Source organism: Acinetobacter marinus, assembly GCF_900096915.1.
In the GTDB taxonomy this organism is placed as follows: Bacteria; Pseudomonadota; Gammaproteobacteria; order Pseudomonadales; family Moraxellaceae; genus Acinetobacter; species Acinetobacter marinus.
The window spans coordinates 193,774-207,207 of record NZ_FMYK01000003.1 but is presented as its reverse complement, the minus strand read 5'-3'; the positions used below and the strand labels follow the sequence as shown (position 1 = coordinate 207,207).

Genomic DNA, 13,434 nt, shown 5'->3' with positions numbered 1-13,434 from the left:
CATCCATTGATGCAATCTTCATAATGACTACAAGATACCTTGTTTTTGCTACAAGTTCACTACTTTTTTTAATATATTTGGGTGCTTTTTATACAAAAAATGTATTGTGGTTGGCAAAAAACTCACAAACCTTTGACTGTGGTCTTGAAATCTGTAATTGCAATTCCTTTCATGCCGATATTGCCAATTGAGCCATTTTTCAGATTATTCATAGTGCTTGGATCTTGAGCGCCAGCTTGTCCTAAGGTGATATTACTCAAAGTCACATCAAATTTATCCATCGTGCCATCTGCACCAAACACCACCCCACTATTGACAATGTCACCATAAACACCACTAAAATTACCGTGCTGATATAGACGCACACCAGTCGCCGTATTTGAAGCGCTCAGTTTAAACCCAAGCTGTATGCTTGAGCCATTTTTATCATAGAGCTTGATTGGATCACTGCCATCATCGTCGCCGCCCGAGATGCACATGGCATTATTGGCAATACACATCAAACTACCGCTACTGACCTGAAACATGTGTCCTTGACTGGCATGTCCAAGCTGAATATTAAAGCCCAAAGTCTCATCGGATTTAAATAAAATATCGACGCCTTTATTGCCTATAGACAGAATTTTGGTTGCGTTGGGCTGGATCGAACCATTTTGGTAAATCGAGTCTGAGCCCGCAGCAAGATAAACCGCCATGGGATTGATATGAATCAACGGCGCATCGGTCGGCATTGCAATATTGATATTGGCAAGTGCCTCACCTGCATTACCATCAGCATCTACAGCAACCTGTATCGGTGCAGTGGAGGCGACACCATTGGCTTGTTGTAGACTTACGCCACGTTGGCTCGCATTCAGATCACTGGCGATCACGATCGATGCCGCTTGTTGATGTGTGGTCGAGCCTGCGATCCCGTCTTTATCCGTCACTGCTATGCTATCGTAGGCGATATTGCCATTGGGAAAATACAGCCCCATGTTGATGCCATCTTGCGCAGTTGCCGCAGACATATCTTGCTCTTCGAGTGCTTGCATTGCCGATGCGGTGCAGACCTGTGCAGCACAAAATAATAACAAGCTGTAGTTTACCGTTTTGCGCATTGATTATGTCCTTTGTATAAATCGACCTGATATCCACGCATCATGCACATTAATGCCCTGTAATGGTCAGCGTATGATTGCCAATCTGTAAGCCTTTGAGTGCCACGTCACCAATACTCTGATCCGCCGAAGACAGATTGCCCAATTTTAAGTCTTGCATCAATACATCGACTTGTTTCCCTGCCGATGGCTTGACCACCAATCCATCTTGGCTAATATCGATCGATGCGCCATTAATGGTCAAATCGTTGCTACTACCCGTATCTTTGATTTTCATCGCCGACAGACCAATGCCGTACTCTTGCCCAGCGCTCTCAGTCCCGATCAGCCCAATATTTGAAATTTTGACACCATCATTGACCACACCATAAGCCAGTAACAAATGACCTTGTGGTGAGCTACCGAGTTGTACATTCATATTCAAACCAGCCAAATCAATACGCATATCACGCATAATTTTGGTTTGATTGCTATAACTACCATCCGCCTCACGACTTGAAACAAACACATCACCCGTCTGAATCTGTAGATCATCAGGCAATTGAATATTGATATTTAAAAAAGGGGAACCATTGCCTGCATCGCTATCCAACGTGATCACGCTAGTGCCTTCACTGATCCGAAAGTTGCCCGCACGTGTCCCATCACCAAACATCAGTGCACCTGCACTCGGCGCTGCATTAAAACCATAATCTGCTGGATTAAGCACGCCATCTGCCAGACTGACACCCGTATGATCCGTCCAAATCAATCGTGCATTGGGGGCAATATTTTGTAAAGTAATCGTCAAACCATCTTGCGCTGCGGTATTACTGAGCGCCTCATTATCTAAGGGTTCAAGCGCATGACTAAGTTGCCATGACAAACTGATCGCCATCGCAATACACATTGTTTTTATTTTTTTGCAATTCAACATTTTGTCCTCTTCCTGAGAAATGCTGACCTCTTATCGCACATATCACAGCATTGTGCATTTCCAGCAAAGTCGCTGCTGAAAAATAAAGCGGCACATCACCGCTTTATTTTTTAATTTATCAGACTATATTAGTGACCAGTCAACACCAATGTCGGCAAAGTCACATTGGTTAATGCCACATCACCAATCGATGCATTCGATGCTACACCCAACTTCACGTCACGCAAGTTGATGTCATGCGCACCATTTGACTGAATCAATAGACCGCCATTAACCGCATTGATCGATGTATCCATGATCAAATCATTACTACCCGTGGTTTTCAACTGTACGCCACCCAAGTGAATCCCCGCCAACACATCACCTGATGCATCACCCGTAGTACTCGCCACTTGTAATGAACCTGTGCCGTAAGGAATAGCCGTGCCTTTTGGCTGATACAAGCTGATACCCGATAACACCAAACCATCTGTAATCGTACCATCTAACTGAATCATTGCACCTTGTGTAGAATTACCGAGTTGCAAGTTCATCGATGCATCGCCTAATACGACTTCAATGTTATCAAGGATTTTAACTTCATTGGCATAGGCACCCATATTGTCATAGGCTGCAGCATGACTTGAATTACGTGCCGACTCTGCCACATAAATGTCACCTGTATTGATAGTCAACTCATCAGGCAAGCCGATGTTGACGTTGAGCACTGGTGCCCCTGCATTACCATCCGCATCCATATGCACACGAATACCTGTACGTGTTGCACTGGTATCTTCGATACTAAAGCCTTTCATCACGATTGCACCAGACGCATTGGCATTACCCGCTGTTGCTGTGGCAAAACCTAGGTCAGTACGTGTTAGCGTCGCTACTGGACCTGCCGCACCGCCCACTGCCAACGATTGATAACCATCTTTATCATGTACGATGACATCTGCATGCACATCACCCGCAATGACTAAAGTAATACCATCCTGACCCGTTGCAGCACTCAGCGCTTCATCATCCATAGATTGCATCGCCAATGCATGACCAGACATCGCCACTGCGGACACAAGCGTTAACTGTGTAAATTTTTTCATCATCATTTTCCTTCTTACAGATAATTCAGCCTGATTACTCCGAATCAGCTTTATAGACTGGTTAGCACCACAGCGTGATGCCAACCACTTTTTGTTGTATTAGTGACCAGAAACAAGGATCGAGCTATTACCCATATCCAAGCCTTGCACTTCGATCGAACCGATTGAATGATCATTACCCAGCGCTAGAGAATCAATATAAAGGTCTTTTGCACCTGTAGAGGTAATCGATAAACCACCGCCTGTTGCATGTGTATCAGGTAATACACTAATTTTAGTATTCACAACCAAGTTTGCATTATTTTCAGAGGTAATTTTCATACCACCAATGCTAATATCACCACCAGCAACTGTATCAACCAGATCGAGACTGTTGATGGTCAAACCACCTTGAATCGTACCATTGGCAACGATCATCGCACCTTGAGGCTGTGCACCAAGCTGAATATTCATCTCAGAAGCACCGACTGTTAAATCTAGACCACTGATGATTTCAGTCTCTGCACCCGCACCACGACGCGCACCAACCATTGCGCTCACGTCATTCGATGCTGCCACTGCGATGCTACCTACACCGATATCAATACCGTTGTTTTTCATATTGATGTTTAGGAATGGATTACCTGTCGCACCACCGCCCGCACCACTATCAGTATCAATCGTGATACGTGCTAAAGCACCACCAAACAATGGATTTGCTTGTGTTGCAGACACCCCAACAGTCACATCATTCACCACGATCGCACCAGCCGCACCCGTCGTATTATCGCCTGCGATACCCGTACCACCAAGATTAGTACCACCGTTCGTTGCAACAGAAGAGTCCAAACCGTCATTATCATGGATTAAAAGTTTATCGATCGTGATCCCACTGGTCACAACAGTCACAGTGATCCCATCCTGACCTGTAGCTGCACTTAATGCTTCGTCATCCATAGATTCCAAAGCCATTGCATTTGCACTGATTGCCATTGCTGAAACGAGAGCGATTTTAGAAAATAGCTTCATGCCTTTTCTCTCCTAGAGTTTTTTTGATCCTGACGTTTACTTCGTGTAAGCGCCTTACTTGTTGTTTTGAGCATTTACGTTTTGTGACAGATTGCCATCGACGTATTCACAAAATTACAATAGCTCTACATTTTTATCAAGCAATTGGCTTTGATGTTCTCGGACTTACCGACAAACGGTACTTTTTTGCAAAATGTAAATTTCACGCTAAAATAGCGCCAATTCATTGTGTTTACGGCGTTTATCGTGCAATTTCAAACCGTCAATTGCCATTCTTCTTACACCTTTTCTACGCTGATTGAGCGACTTCACCACTACCGAGGATTTTGCTTTTTACAGGATGATGGTCAGCCGTTTTTTGCGATTTTGCCAAAGCGATTACTGTGCGCTTCCACACAGATTTGTCAGATTCGGCAAGCTGATCTCAGTTATCTGGATCAGCCACTGCTAGATGCAGATCTCCATGCCTTTGTCAATTTCACAGCCAATACCCCACCGACAGCAAGTCCGCTTCGATTTCGAGGGGGATATATTTGCTTTTTTTCCTATGATTTTGTCAGCACTCAACAGCTCAGCCATATCGATTGTTCTAACCATAACAGACCGACTGCCCTGCTCGGTGAATATGATATTTTTATTCAAAAAGTAGATGAGCAATGGACGCTGTATTTTGATGCATCGCTTGATGATTGTGAACTATTACAGTTTTTAATTCTTGATTTACAACACCCTCCACCGATGCAGGAAAACATTCCATTTCAACTCAAACATCCTGTTCAAGCACGTTGGACTAAATCCGACTACGCAAACGCCTTTGAGCAAGTCCAAGACTATTTGCATGCTGGCGATTGCTATCAAATTAATCTCACTCAAGAGTTCCAAAGCGTGGTTCAATCAGGGCGATTGCTTCAACTTTTACCTGAGCTACTCGAATTAAGCCAAGCGCCTTTTGCAGGTTATATTGCACATGATGATTTTGAATTACTCAGCTGTTCGCCTGAATTATTCATTGAATTTCAAGCTGATCGACTGATTCGCACCCGCCCCATCAAAGGCACACTGCCTAGAGATAAAGATGTCGAAATAGATCAAGCGAATCGTCAGCGCCTTGCTCAATCCGAAAAAGATCAAGCGGAAAATTTAATGATTGTCGATTTACTGCGAAATGATCTCAGCGTATTTGCCGAGACAGGTTCGGTGAAAACGCCAAAACTATTTGAAGTGGAAAGTTTTGCCCAAGTCCATCATCTGGTGAGTGAGATTCAAGCCAGATTAAAACCTGAAATTAACCCATTAAAAATGCTGTTACAGGCACTTCCTGGTGGTTCGATCACTGGCGCACCAAAAATTCGTGCCATGCAAATCATTGAAGAACTCGAAAGCAATGCACGTGGAGCGTATTGTGGCAGTTTGGGTTACTTTAATTTTGATGGTACAGGACGGTTTAATATTCTAATTCGTAGCTTACAACGCTACGGCGATGCGCTGAGTATTTGGGCTGGCGGTGGAATTACCGTGGCGTCCAAAGTCGATGCAGAATATCAGGAATGCTTAGACAAAGTGTCGGCGCTGCTCGAATTTATCAATCAATTTACCAACACCTCATCGATATAACCCCACCCAGCCTCCCCTTACAAAAGGGAGGAGCTCAAGACGCATGCAATTGGTAATACAAACGTAGTAAAGCAATCCAATCGACTAAATTAAAGGAAGGTCTTTAAGCTATCAACTAAGCGTTGATTTTGCTCATCCGTACCCACGGTGATGCGTAGATAATTATCAATGCGTGGACGATTAAAGTGACGCACAATCACACCCTGCTCACGTAATTTTTGCGCAATCGGCGCCGCAGAAACCGTACCATGCGTGGCAAAAATAAAATTGGCTTTCGATGGCAATACTTTAAAATCAAGCGTCTTCATCTCGGCAATGAGTTGCTCACGACTGGCAATGACTTTTTCACATTGCGCTTCAAAGTACGGCTGATCTTCAAAGGAAGCCACTGCACAGGCTAAAGCAAAACGATCAATCGGATAAGAATTAAAACTATTTTTCACTGACTCGAGCGCCGTAATCAAATGTGGCTGTGCAATCGCATAACCAACACGAAGCCCTGCGAGAGAACGAGATTTGGAAGTAGTTTGACACACCACCAAATTTTCAAATTCAGCAACCAAACTGACAGCCGACTCCGCACCAAAATCCACATACGCCTCATCAATCACCACCACCGAATCAGGATGATCACTGAGTAATTGTTTGATTTGATCAATCTCGATGGCTCGTCCAGTCGGTGCATTCGGGTTGGTAATAATGATGCCACCGTTCTGTCCAGCATTGGCTTGACGATAATCTTCAACATCAATTTCAAAAGTATCAGTCAACGGAATTTCAATGGTATTTAAACCAAAAAACTGACTATAGACAGGATAAAAACTATAGCTAATGTCAGGATAAAGGAGCGGTTTATCCTGTACAAAAAACGCCTTAAAAATATGTGCAAGCACTTCGTCCGAGCCGTTACCGACAAAGACATTTTCCACATCTACATCCTGTTGCTTGGCAATTGCTTGCTTGAGCACGCTAGCATCGGGATCAGGATAAAGTTTCAGTACATCCGCTTGATTGGCGATGACCGCTTGTACCGCTTCGACCACTTTTGGTGATGGCGGATAAGGATTTTCATTGGTATTGAGTTTAAGTAAATTTTGGATCTTCGGTTGTTCGCCCGGCACATACGGCTCAAGCTCACGTACCAACGGACTCCAAAACCGCTTTTGCTGTGTAGTAATTTCTATCGACATTTTTAATCTCAGCATTTCATTCCCCCCTTTCTTAAAGGGGGCTATGGGGATTTTTTCTCCCCCTTATTAAAGGGCTAGGGTATTTATTCTTCCTCATTCTCAATTAGAGTTTAAGAGGATAATTAAAAATTAAGACTGATAACGATAACGTGCCGAGCGGGCATGGGCATCCAAGTTTTCTTGTTGCGCCAAAGTATCCGCCGTTTTCGCCAAAGTTTTGACACCCTGCTCAGAACACATGATCAAACTGGAACGCTTCTGAAAATCATACACGCCAAGCGGTGAAGAAAAACGTGCCGTACCAGATGTTGGTAATACATGGTTTGGTCCTGCACAATAGTCACCAATCGCTTCTGGCGTATAGCGTCCCATAAAGATTGCGCCCGCATGGCGGATTTCTGCACTCATCGCTTCAGCTTCGTCCAAACAAAGCTCCAAATGCTCAGGTGCAACTTGGTTAATCAGTTGAATCGCTTCAGCACGATCTTTGACCAAGACCAATGCACCACGATTAGCAATCGAGGTTTTAGCAATCTCGGCTTTCGGCAAATCTGCTAAATGACTTTCAATTTTCTCTGCAACCGCTTCGAGCAAGTCCTGATCAGGCGTGATGAAAATCGCTTGTGCAACGGTGTCATGCTCAGCTTGCGACAGCAAGTCCATCGCCAACCACTCGGCATTATTTTCGCCTTCGGCATAGACCAAAATCTCCGAAGGTCCTGCGATCATATCAATACCAACCTGACCAAACACCGCACGTTTCGCAGCAGCCACAAAACGGTTACCCGGCCCTGTGATTTTATCCACTTGCGGAATCGTTGCTGTACCATAAGCAAGTGCCGCAACCGCTTGCGCTCCGCCAATGGTAAACACTCGGCTAACACCTGCAAGATACGCTGCCGCCAAAACCAATGGATTCAGCTCACCATTAGGCGCAGGCACGACCATGATAATTTCAGGGACGCCTGCAACATGCGCAGGAATCGCATTCATCAACACCGATGAAGGATAAGAAGCCAAGCCACCTGGAACGTAAATACCGACTCGATCCAGTGGCGTGACTTTTTGCCCAAGCGTGTTGCCCAGTGCATCGACATATGTCCAGCCATCTTGCTTTTGTGCTTGGTGAAATTCACGGATACGATTTGCTGCAAGCTCAAGGGCTTGGCGTACGTCATCACTTAAGTCATCAAAGGCATGTTGCAATTGTGCTTGAGTCAGTTCTAATTGTGAAAAGGTCGTCGCTGGATGTCGATCAAATTGCTGTGTCAATGCCAACACATGCACATCGCCTTTTGCTCGAACGTCAGCAATGATTTGATCGACTGTTTTCAGGAGTTCAGGATCATTGACAGTTTCAAAAGCCAAAAGTTCAGCGAATTGCTGTTGGAAATTTTGATCTTGCGTTGACAAACGGCGCATTAAATTCATTCCACAGATTGATAAAAAAGAGTTATTTTACCTGTTTTCTACGCCCTTGTGGCGAATGAAGCACCGTAAATTCTACTTAATTCATGGATTATAATGATCAGTCATTATTGATTTCTAGATTGCACAGCCTGTTCGAGTTGCGTCAAAATCGGATTTAATAATGCGTGTTTACGCTTAAAGCTGGCTTTATTGACGATCAAACGTGATGACACTTGGCAGATTTCTTCCAGAGGTTCTAAGCCATTGGCACGCAAGGTATTTCCTGTATCCACCACATCGACAATGTAATGCCCAAGTCCGACCAATGGCGCAAGTTCCATCGAACCATACAACTTGATCACATCCACTTGTTCGCCACGACTGGCATAGAACTGACGGGTGAGATTGACATATTTGGTCGCAATGCGTAGACGACCTTGTGGCTTTTGCATACCGACTTTGCCTGCGGTCATCAGCTTGCATTTGGCGATTTGCAAATCCAGTGGCTCATAGACATTTTCTGAACCATATTCCATCAACACATCTTTACCCGCCACGCCAAAATCTGCCGCACCATTTTCCACATAAGTCGGCACGTCACTGGCACGCAAAATCAGAATGCGTACTTGTGGATGTGTGGTCGGGAAAATCAATTTACGTGATTTATCAGGATCTTCAAGTAACTCCACACCTGCTTCTGCAAGTAGTGGCAAAGTTTCTTTAAGAATACGCCCTTTGCTCAGTGCCAAAGTCAAACCATGATCAAAATTCCCCATGAGTTCTGCGTCTGAGATGCGTTTGTCTGAGAGGCTTTGTGATGAGTGCGCTTGTTCCTGTGACATTTAACCTTAACCTTTTTCTAAACTGCGTATCTAAATCGTTGCGTAAAAATTTTATCCGCTGAAATTACAGCACGTTAATGAATACGTTGAATATCCGCACCTAAGGATTGGAGTTTGGCTTCAACATCCTCATAACCACGATCAATATGATAAATACGATCGACCACGGTTTCGCCTTCCGCTGCCAACGCTGCAATCACGAGAGAAAATGACGCACGCAAATCGGTCGCCATCACAGGCGCACCTTGCAGTTTTTCTACGCCAGTGACGGTCGCATCATTGCCTTCGACTTGGATATTGGCACCCATACGACACAGCTCAGGCACATGCATAAAGCGATTTTCAAAAATGGTTTCTGAGATGGTTGCAAAGCCTCGCCCAAGTACATTGACCGCCATGATCTGCGCTTGCATATCAGTAGGAAACTCAGGATGTGGCAATGTACGGAAGCTCACTGCTTTCGGACGTTTACCCTGCATATCGAGCTCAATCCAATCTTCACCACGGGTCACTTCTGCGCCCATTTCCTCAAACTTTTCAAGCACAGCTTCCATCAAGTTTGGATCGGTATGTGTGGTTTTGATTTTACCGCCTGTGATCGCAGCAGCAGCAAGGTAAGAGCCTGTTTCGATACGATCGGCAACTACAGCATATTCACAGCCTCGCAAACTTTCTACACCTTCGACAATCAAAGTATCAGTATCTATACCTGAGATTTTCGCACCCATTTTATTGAGTAGATTCGCAAGATCGGTAATTTCTGGCTCACGTGCTGCATTACGAATCGTGGTTGTACCTTCCGCAAGTACCGCAGCCATCAGAATATTTTCAGTACCGCCAACAGTGACCATATCAAAGACCACTTCACCACCTTTGAGGCGACCATCGACTTTGGCAAGCACATAGCCTGCTTCAACTTCGATTTCTGCACCCAATGCTTCGAGGGCTTTAAGATGTTGATCGACAGGACGAGAACCAATCGCACAGCCACCTGGCAAAGACACTTTCGCTTCTCCGTAACGCGCAAGGAGTGGTCCAAGCACCAAGATCGAAGCACGCATGGTTTTTACCAATTCATATGGTGCAAAATAATTATCCAATGTGCTGGTATCCGCAGTGACCGTATCCCCTTCATACTTCATGGTGATGCCCAAGCCAGCGATCAACTTGATCAAAGTATTCACGTCTTTGAGGTGAGGCACATTGGTCAGGGTAATTGGCGTTTCTGCCAAGATCATCGCCGCAAGCAGTGGCAATGCGGCATTTTTTGCGCCTGAGATTTTGACTGTACCGTTTAGAACATTGCCGCCACGAATGAGAAATTTATCCATTTCGCCTTATGCTCCAAACATGCTAGCTTTACGCCATTCTTCTGGCGTCATGGCACGGATGGTGACTGCATGTACAGCACCTGAGGCAATATGTTCATTCAGCGGTGCATAAACAGCTTGTTGACGAGCGACAGTGCGTTTGCCTTCAAAACCCGCATCAACGATACGCAGGTCAAACTTGCCTGCTTCTCCAGTCACGGCGATATCCGCCTCAGGGAAGGCTTGTTGTAATAAGCTGGTCAGCTGTTCAGTATTCATGGTACTGGGCTCGATTTGGTTACGGACTAAAGCCGAGTAGTTTACTATAAGTTTGAAGCCGACTACAAAAGCAATGCAGATAAAAGCATCATAATGATCATTTTTTTAGCAATACAATGAAAATCGACAAAAAAAATCAGAGCCGTAGCTCTGATCTGATATTCAACTGCTCAGCACATTCAAGTCAATGTACTTTTGAATTTAAGCAACCAGCTCATGACTGACATGATGATTGGCTGTGTGATGGCTAAATTTTTGATGGCTCAGCTTATGTTTTTCCAACTGTCTTTTTAATTTTTCACCAAGCATTTGTATCGCCTGATACATATCATCCGCACTCGATTTAGCGACAAATTCTTTACCAGGAATTCTCAAGATGACTTCAGCATGATGATTATCCTGCCCCTTATGGCTCTTGAGGTTCAGACGATGATCTTTTTGTAATTTGATCTGCATGCTACAGACTTGATCTAGATGTTGGGTAATTTTAGAAAAATGCGTTGTGATTTGTTGTTCAATCGCTGGCGTAATCGCCACATGATGACCACGAATTGCAATGTGCATAGTACCACCTCCCATGAGTTTGAAATCAAACATGATCAGCGGACAAGACGTTCAGATGATGGATTTATCGTGTTTTTTTTAAATTGAGATCGATCAATTTGAAAAAACTATCACTATTTAAATCATCAACTTATCTTGCATCTTCAACAAATCATGTCAACTCCAATTGGCTATCAGATGAACTCGGTGTTTATCTGCAGTGAAATCAAAAAAGATCCACTGCATCACTCTAAATAACCATAGAAATCGGCTTAAAGCAATACTTTTCGATCTGATGAGGATGGGATATTTAAGGATTCTCGGTATTTCGCTACGGTACGCCTTGCCACGTCGATGCCTTCATCTTGTAACAATTTCGCAATCGCATTATCAGACAGCGGTTTTTTTTGATTTTCTGCGGCAATGAGCTTTTTGATCATGGCGCGAATCGCAGTTGAAGAACACTCTCCACCAGTTGCCGTACCGACATGGCTTGAAAAGAAATATTTAAGCTCGAATAAACCATTTGGCGTCAAAATATATTTATTTGTGGTCACACGGGATACGGTTGATTCGTGCAATTCTACTTCATCTGCCACATCACGAAGTACTAAAGGCTTCATACCTTCTGCACCGATTTCAAAAAAATCTCGCTGATGTTCAACGATGCAGGTGGCGACTTTCAATAAGGTTTTATGCCGCTCATCGATGCTTTTGATAAAGTTTTTGGCTTCAAGCATTTGATTTTTGAGATATTGATTATCATCACTCTGATCGGCACGCTTGATCATCCCCGCATAGAATGAATTGACTCGCAGTTTGGGCAGTACATCTGGATTTAAAAACACCTGCCAACGCTGATTTTTCTTTTGTAAAATCACATCTGGGGTTTGGTAATCTTGTTCTTGTGCTTGAAATTTTGCCCCTGGGGCAGGATCAAATGACTTGAGTAATGCCATCGCTTGCTTGAGCTGATCGAGATCAAGCTGCGTTTTGCGCATCAGTTTATTCAGATCATTGGTCAATAACAAATCTGCATTTTGCAATAACAATGTCGCTTGATGCTTCAATTCGGCTTGGTGATTCAGCGCTGCTTGTGGTGAAAATTGCTCCAACTGGACTGACAAACACTCCACCAAGTTACGACTCGCTACACCTAACGGATCGAGACGCTGAATGTACTTGAGCACCACCGCAACCTCATCGAGCTCAAGCTCTTCATCGACATCCGCTTGTCGAAGGACGTGTTGCGCCGATGCCAAAATTTCTTCTAGCTCACAATCCAGATAGCCACGCTCATCCAGCGCATTGACGATGCAATGTGCAACAATCTGTTCAATTTGGCTTAAATGTAATAAATTGATTTGCCACAGCAGATGCTCCTCCAAGCTATCCGCACTACTGCGATTATCTTCTCGTTCTTCATACTCTGGTGTTGCCAGTGCAGTCGATTGATGGGTATAGACTTCATCCCAGTCGGTATCAACAGGCAAGTCATCTGGAATGGTGTCATGTTGCATTTGATCTTGTAAGGTCGGATCGGTTTCTTCTTTTTTGGCTTCGCCGTATTCTTCTTCGATTTTTTCTAATAATGGATTGCTATCGAGTTGAAGCTGGATTTCTTGCTCTAACTCTAGCGAGGACAATTGCAATAACCGTATTGCCTGTTGAAGCTGAGGGGTCAGCGAGAGAGAATTCGCAACTTTTAGACCTACAGATAACTTCATTGCAAACTATTCCATACCGATGTGCGTTGAAAAATGAGAGCGCAAAGCAATATTTGTGCCTACAAACATCATAGCTACACAAATCTATAAATGCAATGCTCTCGCAACCAAGATGATTAGATTGATTATTTTTTATTGCTAATCTAAGTTGATAAAAAACAAGGTTATCTATTACATAATATCTGTCGCTATGATTTAGCTTCGTACGATGAAACCATCGTCGCAATGTCACCAAAATCGACTAAACCAACCATACAATTACAAAACTTCCACAGGAATAATGTGACCCATTAGCCACATTTAAGCCATCAACAGCCTCTCCACACACTTCTCCCACCTAGATGTAATTTTTGTCATTTAGCTGGTTTATACTTAGGCTTTATCGTTTAAGTTTTTATCGCTGTATTTATATT

The 13,434-nt window shown here is 43.9% G+C and carries 12 protein-coding genes; 1 reads left to right on the top strand and 11 read right to left on the bottom strand.

Features of this window, described 5'->3' with window-relative positions; all coding sequences use genetic code 11:
• Positions 1–122 precede the first annotated feature (122 nt).
• The 4 genes from BLQ60_RS06940 to filA (BLQ60_RS06925) all read right to left on the bottom strand — a co-directional run bounded on the left by BLQ60_RS06940 (position 123) and on the right by filA (BLQ60_RS06925) (position 4,106).
• Complete coding sequence (locus BLQ60_RS06940; protein WP_092617989.1) at positions 123–1,100, bottom strand: hypothetical protein; 978 nt, start codon at positions 1,098–1,100, stop codon at positions 123–125.
• A 49-nt stretch (positions 1,101–1,149) separates the two neighbouring features.
• Positions 1,150–1,989, bottom strand: coding sequence for a putative pilus system protein FilA (gene filA, locus BLQ60_RS06935; protein ID WP_092617986.1), 840 nt, complete (start codon positions 1,987–1,989; stop codon positions 1,150–1,152).
• 155 nt (positions 1,990–2,144) lie between these two features.
• Positions 2,145–3,098, bottom strand: a complete 954-nt coding sequence (locus BLQ60_RS06930; protein ID WP_092617984.1) for a DUF6160 family protein — start codon at positions 3,096–3,098, stop codon at positions 2,145–2,147.
• A gap of 99 nt (positions 3,099–3,197) precedes the next feature.
• Positions 3,198–4,106: a putative pilus system protein FilA gene (gene filA / locus BLQ60_RS06925; protein WP_092617982.1), complete on the bottom strand. Its 909-nt coding sequence runs from the start codon at positions 4,104–4,106 to the stop codon at positions 3,198–3,200.
• Between the two features lie 246 nt (positions 4,107–4,352).
• On the opposite strand from filA (BLQ60_RS06925), the gene BLQ60_RS06920 reads away from it, so the two are divergent.
• Complete coding sequence (locus BLQ60_RS06920) at positions 4,353–5,720, top strand: anthranilate synthase component I family protein (RefSeq protein WP_378235199.1); 1,368 nt, start codon at positions 4,353–4,355, stop codon at positions 5,718–5,720.
• An 89-nt stretch (positions 5,721–5,809) separates the two neighbouring features.
• Here the strand turns inward: BLQ60_RS06920 and hisC are convergent, their stop codons facing one another.
• The 7 genes from hisC to BLQ60_RS06885 all read right to left on the bottom strand — a co-directional run bounded on the left by hisC (position 5,810) and on the right by BLQ60_RS06885 (position 13,021).
• Complete coding sequence (gene hisC / locus BLQ60_RS06915) at positions 5,810–6,910, bottom strand: histidinol-phosphate transaminase (RefSeq protein WP_378235210.1); 1,101 nt, start codon at positions 6,908–6,910, stop codon at positions 5,810–5,812.
• A 129-nt stretch (positions 6,911–7,039) separates the two neighbouring features.
• Positions 7,040–8,341 (bottom strand): histidinol dehydrogenase, encoded by a 1,302-nt coding sequence (hisD, locus tag BLQ60_RS06910; RefSeq protein WP_244515981.1) that lies wholly within the window; start codon positions 8,339–8,341, stop codon positions 7,040–7,042.
• A 104-nt stretch (positions 8,342–8,445) separates the two neighbouring features.
• Positions 8,446–9,096, bottom strand: coding sequence for an ATP phosphoribosyltransferase (hisG, locus tag BLQ60_RS06905; RefSeq protein ID WP_378235209.1), 651 nt, complete (start codon positions 9,094–9,096; stop codon positions 8,446–8,448).
• 140 nt (positions 9,097–9,236) lie between these two features.
• Entirely contained in the window at positions 9,237–10,493 is a 1,257-nt protein-coding gene (gene murA / locus BLQ60_RS06900; protein ID WP_092617973.1) for a UDP-N-acetylglucosamine 1-carboxyvinyltransferase, read from the bottom strand.
• 6 nt (positions 10,494–10,499) lie between these two features.
• The gene (ibaG, locus tag BLQ60_RS06895; RefSeq protein WP_092617972.1) at positions 10,500–10,751 is read right to left on the bottom strand and encodes a BolA family iron metabolism protein IbaG; all 252 of its coding nucleotides are present in this window, start codon (positions 10,749–10,751) and stop codon (positions 10,500–10,502) included.
• 201 nt (positions 10,752–10,952) lie between these two features.
• Positions 10,953–11,315: a ribosome hibernation-promoting factor, HPF/YfiA family gene (hpf, locus tag BLQ60_RS06890; protein WP_092618700.1), complete on the bottom strand. Its 363-nt coding sequence runs from the start codon at positions 11,313–11,315 to the stop codon at positions 10,953–10,955.
• A gap of 251 nt (positions 11,316–11,566) precedes the next feature.
• Complete coding sequence (locus BLQ60_RS06885; protein WP_092617970.1) at positions 11,567–13,021, bottom strand: RNA polymerase factor sigma-54; 1,455 nt, start codon at positions 13,019–13,021, stop codon at positions 11,567–11,569.
• Positions 13,022–13,434: the final 413 nt, after the last annotated feature.

Bases quoted from the DNA above. Each gene is read 5' to 3' on its own strand.
- filA (WP_092617982.1), bottom strand. From the start codon at position 4,106: ATGAAGCTATTTTCTAAAATCGCTCTCGTTTCAGCAATGGCAATCAGT.
- hisC (WP_378235210.1), bottom strand. From the start codon at position 6,910: ATGTCGATAGAAATTACTACACAGCAAAAGCGGTTTTGGAGTCCGTTG.
- hisG (WP_378235209.1), bottom strand. From the start codon at position 9,096: ATGGGGAATTTTGATCATGGTTTGACTTTGGCACTGAGCAAAGGGCGT.
- BLQ60_RS06885 (WP_092617970.1), bottom strand. From the start codon at position 13,021: ATGAAGTTATCTGTAGGTCTAAAAGTTGCGAATTCTCTCTCGCTGACC.
- ibaG (WP_092617972.1), bottom strand. From the start codon at position 10,751: ATGAATACTGAACAGCTGACCAGCTTATTACAACAAGCCTTCCCTGAG.
- murA (WP_092617973.1), bottom strand. From the start codon at position 10,493: ATGGATAAATTTCTCATTCGTGGCGGCAATGTTCTAAACGGTACAGTC.
- hpf (WP_092618700.1), bottom strand. From the start codon at position 11,315: ATGCACATTGCAATTCGTGGTCATCATGTGGCGATTACGCCAGCGATT.
- filA (WP_092617986.1), bottom strand. From the start codon at position 1,989: ATGTGTATTGCGATGGCGATCAGTTTGTCATGGCAACTTAGTCATGCG.
- BLQ60_RS06930 (WP_092617984.1), bottom strand. From the start codon at position 3,098: ATGAAAAAATTTACACAGTTAACGCTTGTGTCCGCAGTGGCGATGTCT.
- hisD (WP_244515981.1), bottom strand. From the start codon at position 8,341: ATGAATTTAATGCGCCGTTTGTCAACGCAAGATCAAAATTTCCAACAG.
- BLQ60_RS06940 (WP_092617989.1), bottom strand. From the start codon at position 1,100: ATGCGCAAAACGGTAAACTACAGCTTGTTATTATTTTGTGCTGCACAG.